Source organism: Mesorhizobium sp. LSJC285A00, from assembly GCF_000503155.1.
Classification (GTDB): domain Bacteria; phylum Pseudomonadota; class Alphaproteobacteria; order Rhizobiales; family Rhizobiaceae; genus Mesorhizobium.
Genome location: NZ_AYVK01000016.1, coordinates 17,272 through 42,998 on the forward strand (window position 1 = coordinate 17,272; position 25,727 = coordinate 42,998).

A 25,727-nucleotide genomic window follows, 5' to 3' on the forward strand; every position below is an offset into this window, starting at 1 on the left:
CTCTATTGGAAGAACCATGCTGTTCTGGGTCATAGCCGCACTCCTCACGCTGGGCGCAAGCCTGGCGGTGCTGCTGCCGCTGACCGGCGGCGGCACGGACGCTCCGACCAGCAGCGACCATGACCTCGAAGTCTATCGCGATCAATTGGCCGAGCTCGAGCGTGACGCCGCGCGCGGCCTGATCCAGCCGGCGGAAGCCGAGGAGGCGCGCGCCGAAATCGCCCGCCGCGTCCTTCGGCTGGGAAATGCCGGCCAGGCCGATGCCGCGACGCTTCAGCAGCCGTCAAAGGCGGCCAGGCTGGTGGCGACATCAGCGGTGCTGATGGTCCCGCTGCTCAGCTGGGGCATGTACAGCCAGCTCGGCTCGCCCGATCTGCCGTCGCAGCCGCTTGCCGAACGGCTGGCCAAGAATCCGGCCGATAGTTCGGTCGATGAGTTGGTGGCGCGCGCCGAGGCCCATCTTGCCGCCAACCCTGGCGATGGACGCGGCTGGGACGTGCTCGCCCCGATCTATCTGCGCCTGCAGCGCTTTCCCGATGCCGTGACCGCCTATCGCAATGCCATCCGCCTCGATGGCGACACGGCTGCCCGCGAGGCCGGTCTCGGCGAAGCGATTGCCAATGCGGCCGGCGGCATCGTTTCGGCCGATGCGCAATCCGCTTTCGAACAGGCGCTAAAACTCGACCCGGCAAACGCGAAAGCCTCGTTCTATTTGGCGATGGCGCTGGCCCAGGAAGGCCGCATACCCGAGGCAACCACGGCTTGGCAGAAAATGCTCGATTCCCTGCCGCAGGATTCGCCATGGCGCGGAGCTGTCCAACAGGCACTGGCCGAGGCCGCCAACCGCAGCGTCGCGTCAGGAGAGCCCGCCAAAGGCCCCGACGCCGCAGCCGTCGATGCCGCCTCGTCGATGGCGCCGCGGGACAGGCAGGCCATGATCGAAACCATGGTCGCCGGCCTCGACGAAAAATTGCGGCAAAATCCGCGCGACACGGAAGGATGGATGCGGCTCATTCGTTCCTATGTTGTGCTGGGCAAGGCCGACCAGGCGCGGGACGCGCTGCATCGCGGTATTGCCGTGTTTGGCGCCGACAGTGAGGAAGCGAAGAAATTCACCGCCTTTGCCGCCTCGCTCGGCCTGACGGCGACGGAGTAGGACATGACGCGCAAGCAGAAGCGATTGTCGGTGATTGTCGGAGGTCTTGCCTTCCTCGGCGCCGCCACCGGGCTGACCTTCTATGCGTTGGGCCAGAAGGCCTCCTATTTCTATATGCCCGCCGATCTGACCACCGCCAGCTTGCAGCCGGGACAGCGCATCAGGCTCGGCGGCCTCGTCGAAAAGGGCACGGTCGTGCGCGGGCAGGGCGCGACGGTTGCGTTCTCGGTCACCGACACGCACAAATCGGTCAAGGTCAGCTATACCGGCATCCTGCCCGATCTGTTCCGCGAGGAGCAGGGCGTCATCACCGAAGGCAGCTTTGGCGCCGACGGCGTTTTCGTCGCCGACAGCGTGCTGGCCAAGCATGACGAGCGCTACATGCCCAAGGAAGTCGCTGACGGGCTGAAGGCCAAGGGCGTGTGGCAAGAGAGCAAGAGCCAGTAATGGTTGAGACCGGACACTTCGCGCTCGTCCTCGCCTTTGTGCTGTCGCTGGTGCAGACGCTGGTGCCGCTGATCGGCGCCCGTACCGGCAACCAGAGGCTGATGGCTGTCGGCGGTCCCGTCACGGTCACAGGCTTCGCGCTCACGGCGCTATCGTTCGCAGCACTCGCCGGCGCCTATGCAAGTTCCGATTTCTCGGTGGCGAGCGTGTGGGAAAACTCGCATTCGCTGCAGCCGCTGATCTACAAGATCACCGGAACCTGGGGCAATCACGAAGGCTCGATGCTGCTCTGGGTGCTGATCCTGACCTTCTTCGGTGCGCTGGTCGCTGTCTTCGGCTCCAACCTTCCGGCGACGCTGCGCGCCAATGTGCTGGCCGTGCAGGGGGCGATCGGCGCCACCTTCTTCCTGTTCATCCTGGCGACATCCAATCCGTTCACCCGGCTCAATCCGGCGCCGATCGAGGGCCGCGATCTCAACCCGGTCCTGCAGGATCTTGGCCTCGCCATCCATCCGCCGCTGCTCTATCTCGGCTATGTCGGGTTCTCTATCTGCTTTTCCTTCTCGGTCGCCGCCCTCATCGAAGGCCGCATCGATGCCTCCTGGGCGCGCTGGGTGCGGCCGTGGACGCTGGTCGCCTGGATGTTCCTCACCGGCGGCATCGCGATGGGCTCCTACTGGGCCTACTACGAGCTCGGCTGGGGCGGCTTCTGGTTCTGGGATCCGGTCGAAAACGCCTCCTTTATGCCGTGGCTGGCCGGCACGGCTCTTCTGCATTCGGCGATCGTCATGGAGAAGCGTTCGGCGCTCAAGATCTGGACGCTGCTGCTTGCCATCCTCACCTTCTCGCTGTCGCTGCTCGGCACCTTCCTGGTGCGCTCCGGCGTGCTGACCTCGGTGCATGCTTTCGCCACCGATCCGACCCGCGGCATCTTCATCCTGTGCATTTTGACGCTGTTCATCGGCGGCTCGCTGGCCCTGTTTGCGCTGCGCGCCTCGCGGCTGACGGCCGGCGGCCTGTTCCACCCGATCTCGCGCGAAGGCGCACTCGTCCTCAACAATCTGTTCCTGACCACGGCCACGGCCACCGTGCTGGTCGGCACGCTCTATCCGCTGGCGGTCGAAGCGCTTTCGGCCGGCAAGATCTCAGTCGGCGCCCCCTTCTTCAACCTGACATTCGGCCCGCTGATGGTGCCGCTGCTGGTCGTGGTTCCTTTCGGACCATTGCTCGCCTGGAAGCGCGGTGACCTCTATGCCGTCGCCCAGCGCTTGATGGCGGCTTTCGGCGCCGCTCTCCTGGCGATGCTGGTCACCGGGCTGTTCATCGACGGCGCGTCGGTGTTCGCCGCCCTTGGTGTCGGCCTCGCCTGCTGGCTGGTCTGCGGCGCGCTCACCGACCTCGCCGTCAAGTCCGGCTTTGGCAATGTGTCGCACGCCATCATGCTGCGCCGTTTCGCCGGCCTGCCGCGTTCGGTGTTCGGCACTGCACTTGCCCATCTCGGCCTCGGGCTGACGACGCTCGGCATTGTCGGCACGCTGTGCTTCGGCACCGAAAGGATACTGTCGATGCATGCCGGCGAGAGCGTCGAACTCTCCGGCCACACGCTGCGTTTCGACGGCCTCTTCCCGGCGCAGGGTCCGAACTACAGCGAGCAGCGCGGCCGCTTTTCCCTGATCGGCGCCGATGGCGGCGTTTCAGCCGAAATCACCTCGGCCAAGCGCTTCTTTCCGGTGCGGCAGACGACGACGACCGAATCCGGCATCGAGACGATCGGCTTCAGCCAGCTCTATCTGTCGCTGGGCGATGAAGGCACCGATGGATCCGTCGTGGTGCGCCTGTGGTGGAAGCCGCTGGTGACGCTGATCTGGGGCGGAGCTCTGGTGATGATGGCGGGAGCCGCAATGTCGCTGCTCGACCGTCGCCTGCGGGTTGGCGCACCCTCGCGCCGCCGCAAGCAGGCAGCCTCCATGCCGTCGGCAGGCGCGCCGTGAGCACCAGGTTCTCGTTGGCCTCGCTCACCCTGCTTCTGGCGCTGCTGTTTGCCGGCGCGGCGCAAGCGGTGAAACCGGACGAGGTTCTCACCGATCCGGCGCTCGAGGCGAGGGCGCGGCTACTGTCGGAAGGCCTGCGCTGCATGGTCTGCCAGAACCAGTCCATCGACGAATCCGATGCAGACCTCGCCCGCGACCTGCGCATCCTGGTGCGCCAGCGCCTGGTTGCCGGCGATACCGACCAGCAGGTGATGGACTATATCGTGTCGCGCTACGGCGAGTTCGTGCTGTTGAAGCCGCGCTTCAGCCCGCGCAACGCCTTGCTTTGGGGCACGCCGGTGCTTCTGCTTCTAGTCGGCGGCATTTTCATTGTGCTGACCACACGCTCCCGCCGCTCGTTGGCAACCAAGGCGCTGAGCGCCGAGGAACAGGCGGCGCTGGACAAGATGCTGAGCGACTAGCTCGGCCATTCCTCCAAAGGCCAGTCCCGCGACGTGTGGATGGCGCGCAGGATAACAATGCTCTGACGGCCGGCGATCAGGCGCAATTCATAGGCAATGATGTAGGGCAGGCGGCCGATGGGCTTCTCATAAGTGCCTGTTACCCGGCCAGGTCGGCCCGTCGCCATATCACCAAGGCCCCGGCCCATTTCACGGATACGGTCCGCGAGGCGTCGGGCGGCGGCAGGATTGTCCTGAGCGATAAAGGCAACTTGCTGCGTGAGATCGTCCAGCGCCTCTCGCGACCAGGTGACGAACCGCTTCACGCCTTGCCTGCGCGCCTGGCTTTCGCTGCTTCGATCACCGCGTCGACCTCCGCCATGGCGTCGTCGTGGGGCACGACGCGGCCAGCCTCTGCGTCGGCCATGCCACGTTTTATGCCTTCGATGATATCCAGCTCGCGATCGACATAGGCTGAGACCGCCTCGGCGGCGAGGAATGATTTACTACGCCTGGTATCGGTAGCGATCTGCTCCAGCTTCAGCTTGGTCTCGGACGAGACTCGAATGGTCATGGTGGTGCTTGCTGTCATTGTGAAAGCCTTGTGCTGAGTTGTGTACACCATAGCGCAGCAGGCGAGCGCAACCAAGCGATTTGTGCGTCCGCCCAACATTACAAAACTTTCATGCTTCGGAAATGGCGCGGTAATGTGCGCCTCTCTATTTCTCTTGTCCGAGGATGCTCTGCCTGAGCCGCATCCAGTGAAAAGAGGATATGAGACCCATGACTATCGCCCCCAACCCATATTCCCGCACCCGCAAGCGCCTGTTGGCCGCCGCCGCTTCGCTGGCCATTGCCGGCGGCATCGGTTTCGGCGCCGTTGCCACTGGTACAGCTCCCGTTCTGGCCGATGCCGTGCGGGTCGAAGCGCCCCAGGTGCCGGGCTTTGCCGATGTCGTCGAGCGCGTTTCGCCGGCCGTGGTCAGCGTCAAGGTCAAGGCCAAGATCGAGCCTGCCGCCGATGACGGCTCCGACCAGTCCGACGATCCGGACGGCATGAACAACCTCCCCGACAATCCGCAGCTGCGCCAGTTCTTCAAGCAATTCCGGGGCTTTGGCGATCAGAACGGCCAAGGCGGCGGCAATCGTCGCTTCAGCCACCGCGACCATAACAACGACCAGCCGCGTCCGGTGGCGCAGGGTTCGGGCTTCTTCATCTCCGATGACGGTTATCTCGTCACCAACAACCATGTCGTCGAGGAAGGCTCCGCCTTCACAGTGGTGATGAATGACGGCAAGGAGCTTGACGCCAAGCTGATCGGCACCGATCCGCGCACCGATCTGGCGGTGCTCAAGGTCGATGGCGTCGGCAAGTTCACCTATGTCGATTTCGCCGACGATTCCAAGGTTCGCGTCGGCGACTGGGTGGTGGCCGTCGGCAATCCGTTCGGCCTCGGCGGCACCGTCACCGCAGGCATCGTCTCGGCCCGTGGCCGTGATATCGGCGCCGGTCCCTACGACGACTTCATCCAGATCGACGCCTCGGTCAACCGCGGCAATTCGGGCGGCCCGACCTTCAACCTCAACGGCCAGGTCGTCGGCATCAACACCGCGATCTTCTCGCCGTCGGGCGGAAGCGTCGGCATCGCCTTCGACATTCCGGCCTCCACCGCCAAGCAGGTGGTGCAGGATCTGATGAAGAGCGGCTCGGTGCAGCGTGGCTGGCTCGGCGTCGAAATCCAGCCGGTTACATCGGACATCGCCGAATCGCTGGGCCTGAAGTCGCAGAACGGGGCTCTGGTTTCGGGCGCCCAGGACGGTGGCCCCGGCAAGAAGGCCGGCATCACCGCCGGTGACGTGATCACCCAGGTCGAAGGCAAGGACGTCGCATCGCCGAAGGAACTGGCTCGTCTGATCGGCGCGTACCCACCCGGCAAGTCGGTCGACGTCACGGTGTGGCGCGACGGCAAGAGCCAGACCATCAAGGTCGATCTCGGCACGTTGCCATCCACTGACAAGCAGGCCTCGGCCGACCCGCAGCAGCCCGCGGCACCGGCAAAGCCCGCCGCGCTGGCCGATCTCGGCCTCACCGTCACCAAGTCGGAAAACGGCAAGGGCCTGGTGGTGACCGATGTCGATCCCGACAGCGATGCCGCCGACCGCGGCATCCAGCCCGGCGATGTCATCACCTCGGTCAATTCGACGGAGGTGAACGGCACCGAAGACGTCGCCAAGGCGATGGCCGATGCGGTCAAGTCCGGCCGCAAGGCGGTGCTGATGCAGATCACCCGCGACGATTCAAACCGCTTCGTCGCGCTGCCAGTCGCCAAAGGCTGACATCACACAGTTTCCAGTGCGGCGGTTTCAACACCCCCGAGCCGCCGCACGGGAAGCAAGGGGCCGAACGCGTTAGTCAGTCATCGTGTTCTGCCCCCGGCGGCAGCGGGCCCCCATCGCCCGCTGCCGCTCTAACATCGAAGCATGTCGCCCAAAAGTGCACGGCGGTTTTTGCAAAACGACATGCTTGAACGAAAGCTTTTGCGCTTATGGCGGCCCCTCAATCTTCCGGCGAAATCGCGTATAACGGCTCTATGAAGATTCTCGTCATAGAAGACGATCGCGAGGCGGCCGACTATATGCAGAAGGCCTTTGCCGAGGCTGGGCACACCGCCCATGTCGCCGGCGACGGCGAAACCGGCTTTGCGCTGGCCGATGCCGGCGACTATGACGTGATGGTCGTCGACCGCATGATGCCACGCCGCGACGGGCTCTCCGTCATTGCCGGCCTGCGCTCGCGCGGCAACACCACGCCGGTGCTGATCCTGTCGGCGCTGGGCGAAGTCGATGACCGCGTCACCGGTCTGCGCGCCGGCGGGGACGACTATCTGACCAAGCCCTATGCCTTTTCCGAATTGCTCGCCCGCGTCGAGGTGCTGAACCGCCGCGCCAGCGCCAGGGAGGCCGAAACCGTCTACAGGGTCGGCGATCTCGAGCTTGACCGGCTGTCCCATTCGGTCAAGCGCGCGGCGCGCGAGATCACGCTGCAGCCGCGCGAATTCCGCCTGCTCGAATATCTGATGCGCCATGCCGGCCAGGTGGTGACGCGCACCATGCTGCTCGAAAATGTCTGGGACTATCATTTCGATCCGCAGACCAACGTGATCGACGTTCACGTCTCGCGCCTGCGTGGCAAGATCGAGAAGGGTTTCGACAAGCCGATCCTGCATACGGTTCGCGGCGCCGGCTATATGCTGAAGAGCGGCTAGAGCATGATCCCAAAAAGTAGGTACCGGTTTTTGGAGAAGATCATGCTCCAACAAAGGGGTAGGTCATGATGAGATTTCAGCCAAATCTCATCATGAGCTAGAACTCGATGGCCCTTTCCCTGCCGGCCATCATGAGGACGACGGCGGCGCGGCTTTCAGCGCTTTATTTCCTGCTTTTCGCGCTATGTGCCGTGTTGCTGGTCTTCTACATGACGTCGTTGTCGGCCCGCATGCTGACCGGCCAGACCCAGCAGACCATCAATGACGAGGTGCTCGGCCTCGCCCGTGCCTATCAGAGCGGCGGCCTGCCGCGGCTGGTGCGCGTCGTCGAGCAGCGCTCGCGCCAGCCCGGCGCCAACCTCTATCTCATTGCCGATGTCAACGGCCAGATCCTCACCGGCAACGTGCAGAGCCTGGCACCGGGGGTGCTCGAGACCGATGGCTGGACGACCGAACCCTTCTCCTATCGCCGTTTCGGCGAAGGTGAGCTCGAACGGCAGCGCAACCAGGCTTCTGACCCGAATGGCGCGCAGCCCGGCGAGACCGAAATTCAGCCCGAGGGCGAGAAGGGCCACAACGCCATCGCGCTGGTGCTGCGGCTGCCCAACCAGATGATCATGCTGGTCGGCCGCGATCTCGGCGAGCCCGAGCGCTTCCGCGCCGTCGTCCGCCGCGCCCTGATGCTGGCGCTGGGCATGATGGGCCTGGGCGGGCTGCTGATCTGGTTCCTTGTCGGCCGCGCCGCGCTGAAGCGCATCGACAGCGTCTCGGAGGCAAGCCGCCGCATCATGGGCGGCGATCTCACGGGACGGCTGCCGGTGACCGGCGCCGGCGATGAGTTCGACCGCCTGTCGGAAAACCTCAACACCATGCTGGCCAGGATAGCGACGCTCAACGATGGGCTGAAGCAGGTCTCCGACAACATCGCCCATGATTTGAAGACGCCGCTGACCAGACTGCGCAACCGCGCTGAGGCGACACTTTCGGGCAAGCACAAGACCACCGACTACCGGCAGGCGCTGGAAGGCACCATCGCCGAATCCGACCAGCTGATAAAAACCTTCAACGCCATCCTGATGATCTCCAGGCTGGAGGCCGGCTATTCCTCGGAGAGCACCAGCAAGGTCGATCTCGCCGCCGCGGTGCATGACGTTGTCGAGCTTTATGAGCCGGTGGCGGAGGAGGCTGGCGTGGTGCTTGAAACTGCCGCGGACGGGAATTTTTCCGTCGATGGCAACCGCGAGCTGATCGGCCAGGCACTGTCGAACATCGTCGACAACGCCATCAAATACTCGACCGATGCGACGGAAAAGCCTGCCGTGCGCGTAGCCCTGCAGCGCGTCGGTCACGAAATCCGCCTTTCTGTTGCCGACAACGGCCATGGCATCCCCGATGACGCCGACCGCGCCAGGGCGACCGAGCGCTTCGTGCGGCTGGAAAAGAGCCGCTCGCAGCCGGGATCCGGTCTTGGCCTCAGCCTCGCCAAGGCGATCATGACTTTTCACAATGGCCGGCTTGAACTTCTGCCTGCCAATCCCGGATTGTCCGTTATCATGAGCTTCCCGGCGCGGGAGGACCATTGATGGCGGTGAGGATGGCTGCGAAACGGATCGAGACCGAATGGCGCCTGCAACTGGCGGCGCAGCTCGCGCCGCTGGATGAGACCCGCGCCCGGCGTGAACTGTCGGAGATCGCTGGCGATGCCAAGGACGAGAACCTGCCGCGGCTGGCGAAATTCCTAGGGGGCAAGGGCGCGGCCCAGGAGTTTCTCGCTGCCGTCTTCGATCTCTCGCCTTTCCTCCGCGATGTCGCGCGCCGCCGGCCGCAAATCCTCGACGCGCTGTTCGATGACAGTGTCGAGGCTCGGCTGCTCGCCATCGCCGAAGCGATCGGCAAGGCCGCCTTTTCCGAGACCGTTTCCGAATCCAGCCTGATGATGGAACTCAGGCAGTGGAAGGGTGAAGCTCACTTCCTGATCGCACTTGCAGACCTCTCCGGCGAGGCCGATGCCGCGCTGACGGTAAGGCGCCTCAGCAATCTCGCCGATGCCTGCACCTGTGCGGCGGTCGACTTCCTGCTGCGCGAGGCGCACAGCCAAGGCAAGCTCAAATTGCCCGATCCCGAAAATCCGTCACGGCAATCCGGCTGGATCGTGCTCGGCATGGGCAAGCTTGGCGCGCATGAACTGAATTTCTCCTCCGACATCGACCTCGTCGTCTTCTTCGATCCGGATGCGCCGGCAATCGTCGATCCGCTCGACGCCACAGAGCTGTTTGCGCGCCTGACCCGCAGGCTGGTCCGCATCCTGCAGGACCGCACCGGGCACGGCTATGTCTTCCGCACCGATTTGAGGCTTCGTCCCGATCCAGGCTCGACGCCGCTGGCGATCCCGGTCGAGGCAGCACTTCGCTACTATGAGGCGCGCGGCCAGAACTGGGAGCGCGCCGCCATGATCAAGGCGCGTCCCGTGGCCGGCGATCTCGATGCCGGGGACGCGTTCCTGCGGGAATTGCAGCCCTATGTCTGGCGCAAATACATGGACTATGCGGCGATCGCCGACGTTCATTCGATCAAGCGCCAGATCCATGCCCACAAGGGTCATGGCGAGATCGCGGTCAAAGGACACAACGTCAAGCTCGGCCGCGGCGGCATTCGCGAAATCGAGTTCTTCGTCCAGACCCAGCAACTGATCGCCGGCGGCCGTTTTCCGGAGCTGCGCGGCCGCGAGACGGTGCCGATGCTGGGTGCGCTGGCGGCGCGCAACTGGATCACCGCCGATGCACGCGACGCGCTCAGGCAGCAATATTGGTTTCTGCGCCGCGTCGAACACGCCATCCAGATGGTCGCCGACGAGCAGACGCATATTCTGCCCGACGATGATGAAGGGCTGGAACGCATCGCCCATATGCTGGGCTTTGCCGATGCCGCCAGATTTGCCCAAACCTTTCGCGCGGCTTTGCATGAGGTCGAGCGCCATTACGCCGCGCTGTTCGAGACCGCGCCTGAATTGTCGGCCGGCGTCGGCAATCTGGTCTTCACAGGCGATGTCGACGATCCCGACACGCTGCAGACCTTGCACGGCCTTGGCTTCCAGCGGCCAAGCGACATCTGCCGCGTCATTCGAGGCTGGCATTTCGGTCGCTATCGCGCCACCCAGTCGGCGGAAGCGCGCGAGCGGCTGACCGAACTGACGCCGGCGCTGCTCAAAGCCTTCGGCCAGACGCGCCGGGCCGACGAGGCGCTGGTTCGCTTCGACGAATTCCTCGCCGGCCTGCCCGCCGGCATCCAGCTGTTTTCGCTGCTGCAGTCGAATCCCGCCCTGCTGAAGCTTATGGCGACGATCATGGGCGCCGCGCCTCGGCTGGCGGCAATCATCACAAGGCGCCCGCATGTCTTCGACGGTCTGCTCGACCCGGCGCTGCTCGCCGAACTGCCCAACCGAGCCTATCTCTCAGCGCGGTTGGCCGCTTTCACCGAAGGCGACCGGGCTTATGAGGACGTGCTCGACCGTTTGCGCATCTTTGCCTCCGAGCAGAAATTCCTGATCGGTGTCAGGCTGCTCGCCGGCTCGATCGACCCGGCGCGCGCCGGCCGCGCCTTTTCCGATCTCGCCGACCTCACCATCGACGCCGCATTGCAGGCGGTGACCACCGAATTCGCGCTGCGTCATGGCCGCATCGCCGGCGGCACCGTGTCGCTGCTCGGCATGGGCAAACTCGGCAGCCGCGAGCTCACCGCCGGCTCCGATGTCGACCTCATTCTGCTCTACGACCACGACGCGAATGCCGACGAGTCCGACGGCGACAAGCCGCTCGCACCATCGCACTACTATACCAGGATGACGCAGCGGCTGATCGCGGCTGTCTCGGCGCCGACCGCCGAAGGCGTTCTCTACGAGCTCGACCTGCGCTTGCGGCCATCCGGCAACAAGGGGCCGGTGGCCACCCACATCGATGCCTTCAAGAAATACCAGCGCCAGGAGGCCTGGACCTGGGAGCACATGGCTTTGGCAAGGGCTCGCGCCATCGGCGGTGACGCGGCCCTTTGCGCCGAGGTCGAGGCCGAGGTGGCGGCACTTCTGGCCTTGCCGCGCGACGCCGCCAAGGTGAGGGCGGAGGCATCCGAGATGCGCGCGCTGATCGAGAAGGAAAAATCGCCGCGCGATCTCTGGGACATCAAGCTCATCTCCGGCGGCCTCATCGACCTCGAATTCATCGCGCAGGTGGCGGTTATAACCGGGCAGGTCGAAGCCGGCCGCAGGGTGACCGCGACCGGCGAAATTCTGGCGCATCTGTCGCCGGATTTCGCCGAGGCTGACGTCAGGCAGCAGCTTTGCGAAGCCTACCAGCTCTATCTGGCGCTGACCCAGATGACGCGGCTTTGCCTCACCGGCGCATTCGAACGCGATGACGTTCCGCCGGGACTGTCGGATCTGCTTCTGGCGGTGACTGACCTGCCGGATTTCGGTGTGCTGGAAGCACACCTCAAGGAGACGTCGCAAAAGGTCAGAAAGGATTTCGACCTTTTGCTTCGTACGAAACGGTTGTGAGGGCGTGAAGCGCTGGCGGCTGTTTCGGATCGCATCGGGGGTGACGATGCAACAGGAGAATACCCATGAGAAAGACAACCGGACTTGCCCTTGCCTTCGTCGCGCTTGCCGGCGCCGTTGGCACCACCGCCTATGCCGAGAACAATGCCAGCGCCAGAATGCGCGAGGGCACCATGATGCGCCTCGACAAGGCGATGAAGGATTCCAACGGCACCATCAGCTTCGACCAGTTTTCCGACGCCATGAACGCGCGGCTGAAGAAGCTGGTCGCCGATAATGGCGGCAAGCTGACAGTCGCCCAGCTCGCTGACGCGCTGGAGAAGGCGCGGTTCGAGGAAATGGCCAAGCGCATCGTTGCCCGCTACGACAGCAAGGGCGACGGCACGCTGACCACGGACGACATCACCGGGCGCGAGAAAAAGGTGTTCGCCATGCTCGACCGCAACAATGACGGCAAGATCGAGCGCAACGAACTCCCAAAGAAAGGCCGCATGGGCCGCCACCACCAATGGGACGGCGGCGACGACAGCATGGAGTGAAATGGCGATATGTCTCCGGCGGCGAAAGCCGCCGGAGCCCTTACATGACCGGGGCTACTCAGTCCTTGAACGCGGCGGAGAGCACCGCTGGCATTGGCGGGCCGTCAGGCCGCCGCCTTCACCGCCGGCTGCGCCTTCTTCACCGGGATGCGCACCGACACGATCGTGCCGACGCCTTCGGTCGAGCGGATTTTCAGCGCTCCTCCTTGCAACTCGGCCAGCGAGCGCGAGATGGCAAGGCCGAGGCCGGAACCGGCGTGGTTCTTCGAAAACTGGTTCTGCACCTGTTCGAAGGGGCGGCCGAGCTTGCTCAGTGCCTCCTTCGGAATGCCGCAGCCATTGTCCTCGATGGTCAGCACCAGCGCGCCTGACGTGTTGCGGGCGCGCACCGAGATATGGCCGCCCTGGCCGGTGAACTTCACCGCATTCGACAGCAGATTGATGGCGATCTGCTTGATCGCCCGGCGGTCGGCGAACAGCGTCATCGTATCGGCGATGCGGGTTTCGACCGTGATCGATTTCTCCGCCGCCTGCAGCGAGATCACCCGCACCGTCTCGCGGATCAGCGGGCAGAGATCGATTTCCTCGCGGTCCACCGAGAATTGGCCGGCTTCGATCTTCGACATATCGAGTATGTCGTTGATGACGCCGAGCAGATATTTGCCGCTGCCGTTGATGTCGTTGGCATATTCCTCGTAGCGCGGCGAACCGAGCGGCCCGAACAGGCCTTGTTCCATCAGTTCGGAGAACCCGATGATGGCGTTGAGCGGCGTGCGCAGCTCGTGCGACATGTTGGCTAGGAATTCGGATTTGGCCCGATTGGCGGCCTCGGCGCGCTCGGTTTCCTTCATATATTCGCGGTTGAGCTCGACCAGTTCCTTGGCGCGCTCTTCCTCGGCCCGGCGGGCGAGGCTGAGGTCGTGGATGGTCGCCATCAGCCGGCGCTCGCTGTCGACCAGCTTTTCCTGGTGCAGCTTGATCTGGGTGATGTCGGAGCCGACGGAGACCGTGCCGCCGTCCCGGGTCCTCAGTTCGTTGACCTGCAGCCAGCGGCCGTCGGAGAGCTGCCGCTCGAAGGTTGCGCCCCCTTGCGGCCCGTTGGTGTTGGCCAGCCGCCGTTCAGAGGCGAAGGCCAGCATGCGCTCTTCAAGCACGGCGCGCGCAGCGCCCGGCATGACGTCGCGGTCCGACAGGCCGTTGTCCTTCTGGTATTTGGAATTGCACATGATCAGGCGCTGGGCGGCATCCCACAGCACGAAGGATTCGTTGATGTTTTCGATCGCGGTCCGCAGGCGCAGGTCGGCCGCCTCCGAGCGCAGCGCCAGATGCCGCTGCTCGGTGACGTCGACGGCAATGCCGATCAGCTGGATCTCAGGCGCTTCCGGGTCGATCACCTGGGCCCTGGCGCGCATCCACACCCACTGGCCGTCGGCGTGACGCATCCGGAACACCTGGTCGATATGGTCGATCTCGCGCTCGACGATTTTGTTGGCCAGCTCGAACAGGTCGCCGTCCTCGGGGTGGATGATGTCGTCGACCTCGCCGAACGACAGCATCGAGTTGCAGGGCTCGTAGCCCAGCATGTCGTACATCGAGCGCGACCAGTACATCTTGCCGCGCACCATGTCCCAGTCCCACAGGCCGCAGCGACCGCGAACCAGCGCCATGTCGATGCGCTGATGGGCTTCGAGATAGATGCGGTCGGCTGTCTGGGCGCGCGATGCCTGGCCGAAATAGGCGTAGAGGATGATGATCAGCACGCCGGCTGTCAGCACAAACAGCGTGACGTTGAGCGAGACGGTCTTGCGCCAGTTGTCGAACACCGCTTCCTGCGGCACCAGCACGGCGGCGGCGTTCTTGCGGTCCCGGGTCAGGCTCACCGCCGCGTACCAGTCCTGGCCGCCGATGCTGACATCCATGACCCCGGCGCGGTCGCCGAACATGAACAGCGGCTGGCCGTCCAGCACCAGGCTGTCCAGCGATCGCCCTTGCCAGCCGGTCGACAGCGGCGACACGGCAATGATCTTGAAGGCGCTGTCGGTGATCACAAGCACATGGCTTCTGCCCATGGCGCCCTGGCGGCTCGTGCTTTCCAGAAGATCAATTGCACCGCTGGATGCCGCGGTCGGGTCGGCCGAGATTGCGTTCGCCATCTGGCCGGCGGCGAGACCTAGCACCGCCTTACCGTCGCGCTCGGCCTCGTCGCGCTCGTTCATCAGCGACAGCACGCGCAGTGCGGCGATGACGATCAGGAAGATGATGATGAGAGCCGGTATCGAACGGCGCAGAAGGGGTTCGGCAGCCAGGAGCCGCCGGTAGGCTGGTTCAGCGATGAGCCGCGTATTGCCGGCGAGGCCGTCGCCTCGCGCCTTGCGCCGCTCAAAAGCCGTCCCTTCGGGCGCGCCCCACGCGTCCGCCTTGGCCATAAATGGCACTCCCCGAATTTCCGTACGCTTGACGATCCGGCAACACCGCACATCCGAATCGTCTGTAAAGAATCAAAGGTGATTCGCCTTGTCCAGAGGCGCGGCCGAAAAACATTAAAAATTGATTGAAAAACGCTGAAATCCCTCCCCTTGAGGGGAGGGTGGCCCGAAGGGCCGGGTGGGGTCCTCGGCGAAGCGCTCGACTCTCTCAATCACGGTCGAAGTTGGTCGAGGTCGCGCACTGCCGCAACGACCCCACCCGTCCATCCGCCTTCGGCGGCTGTCCACCGTCCCCTCAAGGGGGAGGGATCAGGCCAGCGTTCGCTCCACAATGTCCCGCAAATCCGCCGACAGGTTCTCGGCACCGGCGATCGCCAGCAGCGCTTCCCTGGCCTTGGCTTGCCTGCCCGGCTCCAGCGAGCGCCACGAGCGCAGCGCTGTCGCCAGCCTGGCCGCCACTTGCGGATTGCGTTTTTCAACCTCGAGTACGGTCTGGGTAAAAAACCGGTACCCTTCGCCATCGGCGCGGTGGAAGCCGGTCTGGTTGGCGCTGGCGAATGTGCCGACCAGCGAGCGCACCCGGTTCGGATTGGCCATCGAGAAAGCTGCGTGACCAGTCAGCTCGCGTACCGTGTCGACTGTCCGGCGTCCCGGCACGCTGGCCTGGATCTGGAACCATTTGTCCATGACCAGCGGATCGGCGCCATAACGCGCCTCGAAATCGGCCAGCGCCTTGATCGCCTCCGGCGAACCGTCATGGCGGTGCGCAAGGACGGTCAGCGCTGCGGCGCGGTCGGTCATGTTGGTCGCGGTTTCGAAATGCCGGGCGGCGAGCGCAGCACCTTTCGGCAGCAGCGAGAGGTAGTCGAGCAGGATGTTGCGCAGCGCGCGGCGTCCCGCACTTGCCGCGTCGGGGCTGAACGGCCCGTCGCCGGCGAGGCGGCCGTATAGGTCGGTGAACGTTTGCTGATTGGCGCGTGCGATTGCCAGCGCCAACGCCTCGCGAGCGGCAAAGATGGCGTCGGGATCGATGTTCGTGCCGATGTCGCGGGCAATGTCGGCCTCGCCCGGAAGTGACAGCGCCAGCGCCCGGTAGGCAGGTTCCAGGGTCTCGTCGCCGGCGATCTTGCCGGCAAGTCCGGTCAGCCTGGCGGTGAAAGCCGGCTTCGCGCCGCCGAGGATCTGGCGGAAGGCCGCTATCAGCGCATCGGTGAGCAGCGTGTTGAACGCCTGCCAGCGCGCGAAGGCATCGCTGTCATGGCCGGCGAGGAAGAACTGGTCGTCGGCCTTCTGCTCGACCGAAAGCGTGATCGGTGCCGAAAAGCCGCGGTTGAGCGACACCGCCGGCCGCTCGGCAACGCCTGAGAAGCGCACCATGTGACGGCGCTTGCGAATATGGATGACACCGTCCTCGACGGCGGCGCCCTCGACGCCGCCATAGGCAACCGGTTCGCCGCCAGCGCCGACCAGCCCGAAGGCGAGCGGGATGTGCATCAGCCGCTTGCGGCTTTCCGACGGCGTCGGCGGCACCGACTGCTCGATCTCGAGCGTGAACTCGCGCGTGGCCGGATTGTGCGTCGAACTGACGGTCAGGTTCGGCGTGCCCGCCTGGTGGTACCAGAGCGCGAATTGCGACAGATCGCGCCCGGAGGCGTCCTCGAACACTTTGAGGAAATCCTCGATCGTCGCTGCTTCGCCGTCATGGCGCTCGAAATAGAGATCCATTCCGGCGCGGAACGTGTCAGGTCCGAGAATGGTGCGGATCATGCGCACGACTTCCGAGCCTTTTTCGTAGACGGTCGCCGTGTAGAAATTGTTGATCTCGCGGTAGCGGCGCGGCCGCACCGGATGCGCCAGCGGTCCCTGGTCCTCGGGGAACTGGTGTGCCCTGAGCGTGCGCACTTCGGCGATGCGCTTGACCGCGCGCGAGCGCTGGTCGGCGGAGAATTCATGGTCGCGAAAGACCGTCAGCCCTTCCTTGAGGCAGAGCTGGAACCAGTCGCGGCAGGTGATCCTGTTGCCGGTCCAGTTGTGGAAATACTCATGCGCGATGATCGCCTCGATATTGGCGAAATCGGCATCGGTGGCGGTTTCCCGGTCGGCCAGCACATACTTGTCGTTGAAAATATTGAGGCCCTTGTTCTCCATGGCCCCCATGTTGAAGTCGGAAACGGCGACGATGTTGAAGACGTCGAGGTCGTATTCGCGGCCGAAGGCCTGCTCGTCCCATTGCATCGAGCGCTTCAGCGCATCCATGGCGTAGCCGGCAAGCCCCTCCTTGCCTGGCTCGACATAGATGCCGAGTTCGACCTCGCGCCCGGACATGGTGACGAAACTGTCCGCAAACTTGCCGAGATTGCCGGCCACGAGCGCAAACAGATAGGACGGCTTGGGGAAGGGGTCGTCCCAGACTGCAAAGTGCCAGCCGTCGGCAAGCGCGCCGCTTTCGACCGGATTGCCGTTGGAAAGCAACAGCGGCGCTTCGTCCAGCCTCGCCTCGATACGCACGGTATAGACCGACAGGATGTCGGGGCGGTCGAGGAAATAGGTGATGCGGCGAAAGCCCTCGGCCTCGCATTGCGTGCAATAGACATTGCTGGAGCGGTAGAGGCCCATCAGCGCCTCATTGCTGGCCGGCGCGATCTCGGTCTCGAGCAGCAGCTGGAAACGGGCCGGCGGCCCCAAAATGGTCAGCTGGTCCGGCGTGGCGAGATACTCGGCCGGGGCAAGCTCGCGACCGTCGATGGCAATGCGCTTGAGCACCAGCCCGTCGCCGTCCAGCACCAGCGACGTCGAGGCGGCGGCGCCATCGCGGCGTTCGATCGTCAGCACTGCGGTGACACGCGTTGCGTCTGGCGAAAGGCGGAAGGTGAGGCCGGTTTGCGGGATGGAAAAGTCGTTGGGGCGGTAGTCTTCGAGCTTGAAGACCTGGCCGGTATCGGTTCGCATTCCCTTGGGTTTCCCTGTCGCTATCGGAGCCGCTGACGTGTCCTGGCCCATTAATCTAAAGTTGCGCGCTCTTTACACGAAACGGTCACTCGACAAAACTGCGCCAATGCCTATTTCGGGGCGTTCCCCTTCCGCCATCATCGTGAGGCCTTGATGACCGTCGTCAGATCGAAGTTCGGCATGGGCGCCTGTGTACCGCGTCGTTCGACGCGCATCTCAGCGGAGATCCGGGAAGCAACAGAACAGTGAAAGCCGGACCTGGAGACGAAGCGGGCGGGAAACTGTCCGATCATCCCGGCGCGCATCGGCCCAAAAATCGATGTCGATTTTTGGAAAGCACGATGCGCAGATTTAAAGTGTCAGAGCGTCCTTTGCGCGTCGAAGACGACGCGCGGCGCTCTAATGTTCTCACTGGGATCATGCTCAAGGTCATGTCGGTGGCGGTCTTTGTCGGCATGCAAACCTGCATCAAGGCCGCCGGCACTTTGCCGGCCGGCCAGATCGTCTTCTTCCGCTCCTTCTTCGCCATCTTCCCGATCATCGTCTTCCTGGCCTTCAAGAGAAAACTCGGTACGGCGTTCGCCACCAAACGCCCGCTGAACCACATTGCGCGCGGTGTCGTCGGCGTTTGCGCCATGGGGCTCGGCTTCTTCGCGCTGACCCGGCTGCCGCTGCCGGAAGCGATCACGCTGAACTATGCCCAGCCTTTGCTGGTGGTGGTGTTCTCTTCGCTGTTCCTCGGCGAAGCTATCCGCGTCTATCGCTGGAGCGCGGTTGCGGTCGGTCTGGTCGGCGTGCTGATCATCTCGTGGCCGGAGCTGACGCTGCTCACGTCGGGCGCCGCGCTCGGCGACCAGGAGGTGCTGGGCGTCATCGCTGCTCTCTTCTCAGCGGCAATCTCCGCCAATGCCATCCTGCTCGTGCGCAATCTGGTTCAGACCGAACGGACAGCGACCATTGTGTTGTGGTTTTCGGCGACGGCGAGCGTCATGGCGCTGTTTTCGCTGCCTTTCGGCTGGCAGGCGCTGACGCTATTGCAGACCGGCCTTCTGGTCGCCGCAGGCTTCTGCGGCGGGCTGGCGCAGATCCTGATGACGGCAGCCTATCGCCACGCCGAGGCCTCGGTGGTGGCGCCGTTCGAATACACCTCGATGATCCTCGGTGTCGTCGTCGGCTATTTCGCCTTTGGCGATATCGCCACCATCAACACGCTCGTCGGCGGTGTGATCGTCGTTGCCGCCGGCATGTTCATCATCTGGCGCGAGCGCCAACTCGGCCTGGAACGCACCCGAACGCGCAAGGCAGCGCCACCACAGGGGTGAGGAGGTCCGCGGGGTTGGCTCAGTTAGCTTCCGCACGTTCCTTCGCCAGCCGCACCAGCACCGCTCGCGTCTGCTCGTCGGCCGGGAAGAAAGACTCGATCGCCAGTTCCGACAGCGTCACGTCAAGCGGCGTGCCGAAGACGGTGATGGTGCTGATGAAGGACAGCACCTGGTCGCCATGCGCCAGCCGCAGCGGATGGACGATGCCGTTGGGCTCGACCGGCACCGGCCGCGCACCCTTGAGCCCGGACGGATAGGTTCGCAATTCGCGCTCCAGCTCGACCAGGACGGGATCGCCGGCGGCATCGTTCTGGTGTTTCAGCCGCTCCAGCAGATGCGCCCGCCATTCCGCGAGATTGACGATGCGCGGTGCGATGCCGTTCGGGTGCAGGCTGAGGCGCAGCACATTGACCGGCGGCTGGAGCAGCGACGGCTCGGCAACATCGGCCAGAAACGGGCCGATGGCGGCATTGGCGGAAATCAGGTTCCAGTGCCGGTCGACGGCGAGCGCGGGGAACGGCTCATGCCCTTTGAGCACGCTCTCGACCGCGGCAAGCGCCGGCGCCAGCGTCGCATCTGTGAGTGGCCGCTCGCTGAAGCTCGGGGCAAAGCCGGCAGCCAGCAACAGCTGATTACGCTGCCGCAGCGGAATCTCAAGCTGCTCGGCCAGATGCAGCACCATCTCGCGCGAGGGCGCGGCGCGGCCGCTTTCGACGAAGGAGAGATGACGCTGGGAAATCTCAGCCTCCATTGCGAGATCAAGCTGGCTCATGCGCCGGCGCGTGCGCCATTCGCGGATCAGGCTGCCGGCGGAGGTTTGGGCTGTTGTCATGGGAGGATGAGTAGGCCGGGGCGGGCGGTATTTCAATTACCTCTGAGGTCATTGGCGCGGTTCTCCCTTCTCCCCCTGTGGGAGAAGGTGGCCGAGCGAAGCTCGGTCGGATGAGGGGTGTTCCAGGGAACGCCAACGTCTCACTCCGCTGGAACACCCCTCATCCGTCTCGGCGCTGCGCGCCGATCCACCTTCCCCCACAAGGGTGGAAGGAAGAGGCGCGCCTCACCCCACCTCTCGCAACTTCGCTTTCACCTCGAGAAAATCCCGCCACGCCAGTTTCTTGTGCGCCGGCGTCCGCAAGAGATAGGCCGGGTGCAACGTCGGCATGGCCGGAATGGCAGTGCCCGACACCGTCGTGTGCACCTGCCAATTGCCGCGCAGGCGCAGGATGCCCTCGGTAGTGTTGAGCAGGGTTTTGGCCGAAGGGCCGCCGAGATTGACCAGCACCTTCGGATTGACCAGCTCTATCTGCCGCTCGATGAAGGGACGGCAGATTTCGGTCTCGTGCGGCGTCGGCGTGCGGTTGCCGGGTGGCCGCCAGGGAATGACGTTGGCGATATAGACCGAAGTCCGGTCAAGCCCGATCGCCGCCAGCATGCGGTCGAGCAGCCGGCCCGAGCGGCCGACGAAGGGCAGGCCCTCAATATCCTCGTCGCGGCCGGGCGCCTCGCCGACCAACATCACCGAACCTTCCGGATTGCCGTCGGCAAAGACCAGGTTCTTGGCGGTGAATTTGAGGTTGCAGCCATCGAACGACGCCATGTGCTGGCGCAGTTCGTCGAGCGTCGAGGCACTTGCCGCCATTTGCCGGGCCAGGGCCGCCTGTGCCTCGTCGGGCACCGTCGCCATGGCCGGAACGGAACGCGCCGGCGCGTCCGGCACCCGGCTTGCGTCCAGCCCGGGGCTGGCGGCGGCTTGTTCCGGAAACTTGTTTTCGCGAGGCGGCGCGGCAGGCGCCGTTGTGCGCTCGGGGCGCTTCGGTGCTGCCCCGGCAAACCGGTTCACCGGCGCGTCCTCCAACGCTTCGTCGACGCCGGCAGAGGCGTAGAAGGCGAGCAACTCGGCCAGGTCGGATCGGTTGTTGGGGGAGGCGGCAGTCATGCCGGGCACATTCGTCCGCCGAGAGACGATTTGCAAGGTTGGGCGGTTAGTAATCTCCCCCCTCGAGGGGGAGATGTCGCCGAAGGCGACAGAGGGGGTCGGCACGACCGGACGCGGCCTGTCGGCGACAGAGGAGGTTGGCGCTCGACGCGCAGCGACCCCCTCTGGCCTGCCGGCCATCTCCCCCTCAAGGAGGGAGATTACGCGCTCGTCGGCTTTCGCCAATCACGAAGGGCATTTCGTGGCGATTTTCACGGCGTCTGCCGCTTACCCCGTCGGTATCCGCGGATCCTGCACCAGATAGAACGTCCAGCGCGGCGTGTAGTCGGTGATCAGAAACTCGAAGCGTCCCCTCTTCAGCGGGTCGATCTGTCCACTCTTGAACAAGAGCCGGTCATAGGGTTCGAAATCGCGGTCGAAATCGGCGTACGCGCTCGACAGGATGTTGTCGGGCGTCTTGTTGCGCTGGTCGAAGGACAGGCCGTCGCCGAACACGCTCGGCTGGTTGAGTATCTCCTGCAGCTCGAACTGGAACTCGACCCAGGCCTGGCCGCTGTTGTTGAGCACCTCGATACGCATGTACAGGATGCCGTTGGCGAATTCGCCGTTGGTGCTGAACGGCTGGATCGGTTTGGTGGTGCGGATGGTGAGCGTCACCGGCGTCGACGAATTCAGCTCCTCGGAGATGACCAACGGATCTTCCTTGGTGCCGGTGCCCGAGGCGCCGGTGATGTGGAAACCGCCAAGCTCGTCGGAAAAGGAATAGGCGCCGGTCGCCCACACCTTCACCGGCTCGGCCTGAGCGCGAACCGGCGTAAGCATTGAAAGGGCGAGAAGGATCGCTCGGCAGGTCCGGCCGGGCGGAAGGGGGAAGCGCGTCAATGAATAGCCGGACGGCGTGCGCATGGAAATAAGTATGGCCGATAAGAGAGCCGTCGAACAATTAAAATATGGGACGCTGAGCGCGGCCGCGCGCAAAACGCTTGCGGCAGAGTTGTCATCCGCGACTTTTTGTCGAAATCGGCATTGTCACGTCAGCGCCGGTTTCCTGTCGCGGATTGATGCGCTATGCAGCGCAGGAGCCAGCAAAATGCCCGGAAACGGTCGGCCAGTGCGGAGGGGTTGATGAGCGAGATCGAACGCGAGAGCATGGAATTCGACGTGGTCATCGTCGGGGCCGGCCCGGCGGGCCTTGCCGCAGCGATCCGTCTCAAGCAGGTCAATCCCGAGCTTTCCGTCGTGGTGTTGGAAAAGGGCGGCGAGGTTGGTGCCCACATTCTGTCAGGCGCCGTCGTCGATCCCATAGGCATCGACCGCCTGTTGCCGGGCTGGCGCGAGGAAGATGGCCACCCCTTCAAGACGCCGGTTACGGCCGACGATTTCCTGGTGCTCGGCCCCGCCGGCTCGTTCCGTCTGCCCAATATCCTGATGCCGCCGCTGATGAGCAATCACGGCAACTACATCGTCTCGCTCGGCAATGTCTGCCGCTGGCTGGCAACCAAGGCTGAAGCGCTAGGCGTCGAAATCTATCCGGGCTTTGCTGCCGTCAGCCTCGTCTACAACGATGCCGGCGCCGTCACGGGCGTCGTCACCGGCGACATGGGCGTCGAAAAAGACGGCACACATGGCCCGGGCTTTGCGCCGGGCATGGCGCTGATGGGCAAATACGTGCTGATCGGCGAGGGCGCGCGCGGTTCGCTGTCCAAGCAGCTGATCGCAAAATACAAACTGTCCGACGGCCGTGAGCCCGGCAAATACGGCATCGGCCTCAAGGAGCTGTGGCAGGTCAAGCCCGAGAACCACCGGCCGGGCCTGGTGCAGCACTCCTTCGGCTGGCCGCTCGACCTGAAGACAGGCGGCGGCTCCTTCCTCTACCACCTCGAGGATAACCAGGTCGCGGTCGGCTTCGTCCTGCATCTCAACTACAAGAACCCCTGGCTGTCGCCCTTCGAGGAATTCCAACGCTTCAAGACGCATCCGGCGATATCGCGCACCTTCGAGGGCGCCAAGCGCATCGGCTACGGCGCGCGCGCCATTACCGAAGGCGGCTGGCAGTCGGTGCCGAAACTCTCCTTCCCCGGCGGCGTGCTGATGGGGTGTGCGGCGGGCTTCGTCAACGTGCCGCGCATCAAGGGTTCGCACAATGCGGTGCTGTCCGGCATGCTGGCGGCCGAGCATGTCGCGCAAGCGATCGGCTCCGGCCGCGCCAATGACGAACTGTCGTCTTATGAGGACGCTTGGCGCGCGACCGATATCGGCAAGGATTTGAAGAAGGTCCGCAACGTCAAGCCGCTCTGGTCGCGCTTCGGCACCATTATCGGCGTCGGCCTCGGTGGTCTCGACATGTGGCTGAACACGCTGTTCGGCTTCTCGCCCTTCGGCACGCTGAAACATGGCAAGGCCGATTATGCCACGCTTGAGCCCGCGGCCAAGCACAAGAAGATCGCCTATCCCAAAGCGGACGGCGTGCTGACCTTCGACCGCCTGTCCTCGGTGTTCCTGTCCAACACCAATCACGAGGAAAACGAGCCGGTGCATCTCATCGTCGGCGACGTGGAGTTGCAGAAGCGTTCCGAGCATGATGTCTTTGCCGGGCCTTCGACCCGCTATTGCCCGGCCGGTGTTTACGAATGGGTCGACAAGGACGGCAACGCCGCCGCCGATCCGTCTGACAAGGATGTGCGCTTCGTCATCAACGCGCAGAACTGCGTGCACTGCAAGACCTGCGACATCAAGGATCCCAACCAGAACATCAACTGGGTGCCGCCACAAGGCGGCGAAGGCCCGGTCTATCAGGGCATGTGAGCCTCACCGACCGGGGCCGTCTCAACCAGCAAAAATGGCGGCGATGGCCGGGTTTACCAAGGCATGTAAGGCGCTCGGCGCCAAAGATTGTTGAAACCGTCGTCTGCTTGTGGTCTCATTGCCGCGTCCATGGGGAAAATGGCATGCGCGTGGTGGTCTTGTTTTGCGTCGCCGTCGTAAGCGCGGCCTGCGGCGTCGTCGGGACGGCGTCGGCGGGGGTGAAAACCGTCGTCAAGACGCGAACCTATGACATCACCGGCACGACAGGTGCCGGTCTGGTTATCGCCATGAACCGCAGGGGCCCCAAGCACGGTTTCATGACCCACGCCATCGCGCAGACAAGCTACACCGCCGACTGGAGCCTGGACGTGGGTCAGGTCAACGGCGTCTGCCGCCTGCGCCAGGCCAATGGAACGCTCAACATCGCCTACACCTACCCGCGCGTCGCCTCGGCCGTCACGCCGGCGCTGCGCAAACGCTGGAACCGGTTTTTCACAGGCGTTCTCGCTCATGAAGGAACCCATGGCCGTATCGCCGGGCAGATGATGCAGGCTGCCGAGCGGTCGGTTCGCGGCCTGAAATTTGCCAACGATCCGCAATGCAACAAAACGCGCGTCGAAGCCACGCGGCGCTTGCAAGCCACTTCCAAGCTCTATGAGGCAAAACAGATCGCGTTCGACGCGCGCGAGCACAGTGAAGGCGGCCATGTCGAGCGCATCATCGAGGCCTTGGTAGGCTTGTGAAACCGTAAGCCCCGTGGCGTACGATCTAGCCGCCCATGCTGGGCTGGATCAGCGACACAGTCGCGGTAGAATCCTCGTCGACCGGCTTGGTCTCGTCGCGCATCAATGAAAATTCCACCATCACCGGCAGATGGTCGGAGCCGGTCTCTTCCATCTGCGTCGACGACAGGATGGTCACCCCGCCCTTCGAAAACACCTGGTCGATCGGCAGGCCCGCATAGCGCCGCAGGAAATCGGGCAGGGTCCGGTGGATCCAGGTCGGTCCGGCCGACGGCATCACGGTCAGTCCGCCGAGCGAGGCAACGCGCCGTACCGCGGCGCTCCACGGCACGGCGTTGCAGTCGCCGGCCATGATCGCCGTCTCGCCGAGCGAGGTGAGCGTCTCGGTCAACTCGCCGATCTGCCAGTATTGTTCCTTCGGCCACGGCCAGCTCAAATGGATCGCCGCGACATCGACCGGAGTGCCGCCGAAATCGACGGTGGCGGCCGCCATCGCGCCGCGCGGTTCGCAATGCGGCTCGGTGCCGGCCGCAAAGGGTCGCCGGGACAAAAGCGCCACGCCCCACACGCCCTCGGGATGGGCGCACAGGATGCGATAGGGATAGGCGTTCTCGATATAGCCGAGTTCGGTCGCCCACATGGCCGATACTTCGTCGAGCGTGATCACGTCCGGGTTGGTCCTGGCGATCAGCGAAAGAACCTTCTTGGGTGTCGGATTGTTGAAACGCAGGTTCATCTGCAGCAGCCGGTAGACCGGTTCGTTGCCGGGCGCGGCGTCATTGGCGGCCTGCACCGGCCACAGGCGCGGCAAGGTGCTCAACGTGCTGGCGAAGGCGGCCACGGCCAGCAGCAGGCCCACGCCCGCCTGCAGGCGAAACGAGGTGGCGAGCAGCGGCAGCGCAATCAGCCCCATCAGCACGGCAAAATGGATGCGGAAATGGGCGAAGGAATCGAAGGCCGGATGCAGTGCGCCAAAGAACCCGGCTACAAGCGCGGCCGAGAGGCCGAGCATTGCCAGGAACGCCATTGAAGCCATCATCTTTCGCACGCGTGCCATCAGACCGGGTTTTGCCCATAGACCGGGTAATACATTGCCGAGGTATCAGGCCTTTATCGGCTGAAATGCGGCCCAATCAAGATGACGAAACGCCTCGCGGC

The 25,727-nt window shown here is 64.2% G+C and carries 20 protein-coding genes; 12 read left to right on the forward strand and 8 right to left on the reverse strand.

Annotated features, from left to right (window positions below):
• The first annotated feature begins 16 nt into the window (after positions 1–16).
• The 4 genes from ccmI to X726_RS153690 are packed head-to-tail and all read left to right on the forward strand — an operon-like array spanning position 17 to position 4,055.
• Positions 17–1,156 carry a c-type cytochrome biogenesis protein CcmI gene (gene ccmI, locus X726_RS153705; protein WP_023670178.1) on the forward strand — a complete coding sequence of 380 codons (1,140 nt, stop codon included), beginning with the start codon at positions 17–19 and terminating at the stop codon, positions 1,154–1,156.
• A gap of 3 nt (positions 1,157–1,159) precedes the next feature.
• The gene (gene ccmE, locus X726_RS153700) at positions 1,160–1,603 is read left to right on the forward strand and encodes a cytochrome c maturation protein CcmE (RefSeq protein ID WP_023670179.1); all 444 of its coding nucleotides are present in this window, start codon (positions 1,160–1,162) and stop codon (positions 1,601–1,603) included.
• Entirely contained in the window at positions 1,603–3,594 is a 1,992-nt protein-coding gene (locus tag X726_RS153695) for a heme lyase CcmF/NrfE family subunit (protein ID WP_023670180.1), read from the forward strand. The genes ccmE and X726_RS153695 overlap by 1 nt, the downstream gene beginning before the upstream one ends.
• Positions 3,591–4,055 carry a cytochrome c-type biogenesis protein gene (locus tag X726_RS153690; protein WP_023670181.1) on the forward strand — a complete coding sequence of 155 codons (465 nt, stop codon included), beginning with the start codon at positions 3,591–3,593 and terminating at the stop codon, positions 4,053–4,055. Before X726_RS153695 ends, X726_RS153690 begins: the two co-directional genes overlap by 4 nt.
• Here the strand turns inward: X726_RS153690 and X726_RS153685 are convergent.
• Positions 4,052–4,360, reverse strand: coding sequence for a type II toxin-antitoxin system RelE/ParE family toxin (locus tag X726_RS153685; RefSeq protein WP_023670182.1), 309 nt, complete (start codon positions 4,358–4,360; stop codon positions 4,052–4,054). The genes X726_RS153690 and X726_RS153685 overlap by 4 nt on opposite strands.
• Positions 4,357–4,626, reverse strand: a complete 270-nt coding sequence (locus tag X726_RS153680; protein WP_023670183.1) for a CopG family ribbon-helix-helix protein — start codon at positions 4,624–4,626, stop codon at positions 4,357–4,359. The genes X726_RS153685 and X726_RS153680 overlap by 4 nt, the downstream gene beginning before the upstream one ends.
• Before the next feature lie 191 nt (positions 4,627–4,817).
• On the opposite strand from X726_RS153680, the gene X726_RS153675 reads away from it, so the two are divergent.
• From X726_RS153675 to X726_RS153655, 5 genes are all read left to right on the forward strand, one after another.
• Positions 4,818–6,371 carry a Do family serine endopeptidase gene (locus X726_RS153675; RefSeq protein WP_023670184.1) on the forward strand — a complete coding sequence of 518 codons (1,554 nt, stop codon included), beginning with the start codon at positions 4,818–4,820 and terminating at the stop codon, positions 6,369–6,371.
• A gap of 254 nt (positions 6,372–6,625) precedes the next feature.
• Entirely contained in the window at positions 6,626–7,300 is a 675-nt protein-coding gene (locus tag X726_RS153670) for a response regulator transcription factor (RefSeq protein ID WP_023670185.1), read from the forward strand.
• Positions 7,301–7,407: 107 nt separating this feature from the next.
• Entirely contained in the window at positions 7,408–8,883 is a 1,476-nt protein-coding gene (locus X726_RS153665; protein WP_023670186.1) for a HAMP domain-containing sensor histidine kinase, read from the forward strand.
• A complete protein-coding gene (locus X726_RS153660) occupies positions 8,883–11,849 on the forward strand; it encodes a bifunctional [glutamine synthetase] adenylyltransferase/[glutamine synthetase]-adenylyl-L-tyrosine phosphorylase (protein ID WP_031214955.1) in 2,967 nt (988 codons plus the stop codon). The genes X726_RS153665 and X726_RS153660 overlap by 1 nt, the downstream gene beginning before the upstream one ends.
• A gap of 65 nt (positions 11,850–11,914) precedes the next feature.
• Positions 11,915–12,388: a hypothetical protein gene (locus tag X726_RS153655; RefSeq protein ID WP_023670188.1), complete on the forward strand. Its 474-nt coding sequence runs from the start codon at positions 11,915–11,917 to the stop codon at positions 12,386–12,388.
• 104 nt (positions 12,389–12,492) lie between these two features.
• Here the strand turns inward: X726_RS153655 and X726_RS153650 are convergent, their stop codons facing one another.
• Positions 12,493–14,814, reverse strand: a complete 2,322-nt coding sequence (locus X726_RS153650) for a PAS domain-containing sensor histidine kinase (protein WP_023670189.1) — start codon at positions 14,812–14,814, stop codon at positions 12,493–12,495.
• Positions 14,815–15,123: 309 nt separating this feature from the next.
• A complete protein-coding gene (pepN, locus tag X726_RS153645) occupies positions 15,124–17,763 on the reverse strand; it encodes an aminopeptidase N (RefSeq protein ID WP_023670190.1) in 2,640 nt (879 codons plus the stop codon).
• 419 nt (positions 17,764–18,182) lie between these two features.
• Here pepN and X726_RS153640 point away from each other — a divergent pair, with 419 nt between their 5' ends.
• The gene (locus X726_RS153640) at positions 18,183–19,085 is read left to right on the forward strand and encodes a DMT family transporter (protein WP_023670192.1); all 903 of its coding nucleotides are present in this window, start codon (positions 18,183–18,185) and stop codon (positions 19,083–19,085) included.
• Positions 19,086–19,104: 19 nt separating this feature from the next.
• On the opposite strand, the gene X726_RS153635 is transcribed toward X726_RS153640, so the two are convergent.
• The 3 genes from X726_RS153635 to X726_RS153625 form a co-directional block, all read right to left on the reverse strand.
• Positions 19,105–19,917: a helix-turn-helix transcriptional regulator gene (locus X726_RS153635; RefSeq protein WP_023670193.1), complete on the reverse strand. Its 813-nt coding sequence runs from the start codon at positions 19,915–19,917 to the stop codon at positions 19,105–19,107.
• A gap of 225 nt (positions 19,918–20,142) precedes the next feature.
• Positions 20,143–21,021, reverse strand: coding sequence for a uracil-DNA glycosylase (locus X726_RS153630; protein ID WP_023670194.1), 879 nt, complete (start codon positions 21,019–21,021; stop codon positions 20,143–20,145).
• 267 nt (positions 21,022–21,288) lie between these two features.
• Complete coding sequence (locus X726_RS153625; RefSeq protein ID WP_023698594.1) at positions 21,289–21,843, reverse strand: hypothetical protein; 555 nt, start codon at positions 21,841–21,843, stop codon at positions 21,289–21,291.
• A gap of 303 nt (positions 21,844–22,146) precedes the next feature.
• Here X726_RS153625 and X726_RS153620 point away from each other — a divergent pair, with 303 nt between their 5' ends.
• Both X726_RS153620 and X726_RS153615 read left to right on the forward strand, forming a co-directional pair.
• The gene (locus X726_RS153620; protein ID WP_023670196.1) at positions 22,147–23,826 is read left to right on the forward strand and encodes an electron transfer flavoprotein-ubiquinone oxidoreductase; all 1,680 of its coding nucleotides are present in this window, start codon (positions 22,147–22,149) and stop codon (positions 23,824–23,826) included.
• A complete protein-coding gene (locus X726_RS153615) occupies positions 23,823–24,569 on the forward strand; it encodes a DUF922 domain-containing protein (RefSeq protein WP_348625725.1) in 747 nt (248 codons plus the stop codon). The genes X726_RS153620 and X726_RS153615 overlap by 4 nt, the downstream gene beginning before the upstream one ends.
• Before the next feature lie 25 nt (positions 24,570–24,594).
• On the opposite strand, the gene X726_RS153610 is transcribed toward X726_RS153615, so the two are convergent.
• Positions 24,595–25,596: an endonuclease/exonuclease/phosphatase family protein gene (locus X726_RS153610; protein ID WP_245272113.1), complete on the reverse strand. Its 1,002-nt coding sequence runs from the start codon at positions 25,594–25,596 to the stop codon at positions 24,595–24,597.
• Between the last annotated feature and the right edge of the window lie 131 nt (positions 25,597–25,727).

Bases quoted from the DNA above. Each gene is read 5' to 3' on its own strand.
- ccmI (WP_023670178.1), top strand. From the start codon at position 17: ATGCTGTTCTGGGTCATAGCCGCACTCCTCACGCTGGGCGCAAGCCTG.
- ccmE (WP_023670179.1), top strand. From the start codon at position 1,160: ATGACGCGCAAGCAGAAGCGATTGTCGGTGATTGTCGGAGGTCTTGCC.
- X726_RS153695 (WP_023670180.1), top strand. From the start codon at position 1,603: ATGGTTGAGACCGGACACTTCGCGCTCGTCCTCGCCTTTGTGCTGTCG.
- X726_RS153680 (WP_023670183.1), bottom strand. From the start codon at position 4,626: ATGACAGCAAGCACCACCATGACCATTCGAGTCTCGTCCGAGACCAAG.
- X726_RS153675 (WP_023670184.1), top strand. From the start codon at position 4,818: ATGACTATCGCCCCCAACCCATATTCCCGCACCCGCAAGCGCCTGTTG.
- X726_RS153670 (WP_023670185.1), top strand. From the start codon at position 6,626: ATGAAGATTCTCGTCATAGAAGACGATCGCGAGGCGGCCGACTATATG.
- X726_RS153665 (WP_023670186.1), top strand. From the start codon at position 7,408: ATGGCCCTTTCCCTGCCGGCCATCATGAGGACGACGGCGGCGCGGCTT.
- X726_RS153660 (WP_031214955.1), top strand. From the start codon at position 8,883: ATGGCGGTGAGGATGGCTGCGAAACGGATCGAGACCGAATGGCGCCTG.
- X726_RS153655 (WP_023670188.1), top strand. From the start codon at position 11,915: ATGAGAAAGACAACCGGACTTGCCCTTGCCTTCGTCGCGCTTGCCGGC.
- X726_RS153650 (WP_023670189.1), bottom strand. From the start codon at position 14,814: ATGGCCAAGGCGGACGCGTGGGGCGCGCCCGAAGGGACGGCTTTTGAG.
- pepN (WP_023670190.1), bottom strand. From the start codon at position 17,763: ATGCGAACCGATACCGGCCAGGTCTTCAAGCTCGAAGACTACCGCCCC.
- X726_RS153640 (WP_023670192.1), top strand. From the start codon at position 18,183: ATGCTCAAGGTCATGTCGGTGGCGGTCTTTGTCGGCATGCAAACCTGC.
- X726_RS153635 (WP_023670193.1), bottom strand. From the start codon at position 19,917: ATGACAACAGCCCAAACCTCCGCCGGCAGCCTGATCCGCGAATGGCGC.
- X726_RS153630 (WP_023670194.1), bottom strand. From the start codon at position 21,021: ATGACTGCCGCCTCCCCCAACAACCGATCCGACCTGGCCGAGTTGCTC.
- X726_RS153625 (WP_023698594.1), bottom strand. From the start codon at position 21,843: ATGCTTACGCCGGTTCGCGCTCAGGCCGAGCCGGTGAAGGTGTGGGCG.
- X726_RS153620 (WP_023670196.1), top strand. From the start codon at position 22,147: ATGAGCGAGATCGAACGCGAGAGCATGGAATTCGACGTGGTCATCGTC.
- X726_RS153610 (WP_245272113.1), bottom strand. From the start codon at position 25,596: ATGGCGTTCCTGGCAATGCTCGGCCTCTCGGCCGCGCTTGTAGCCGGG.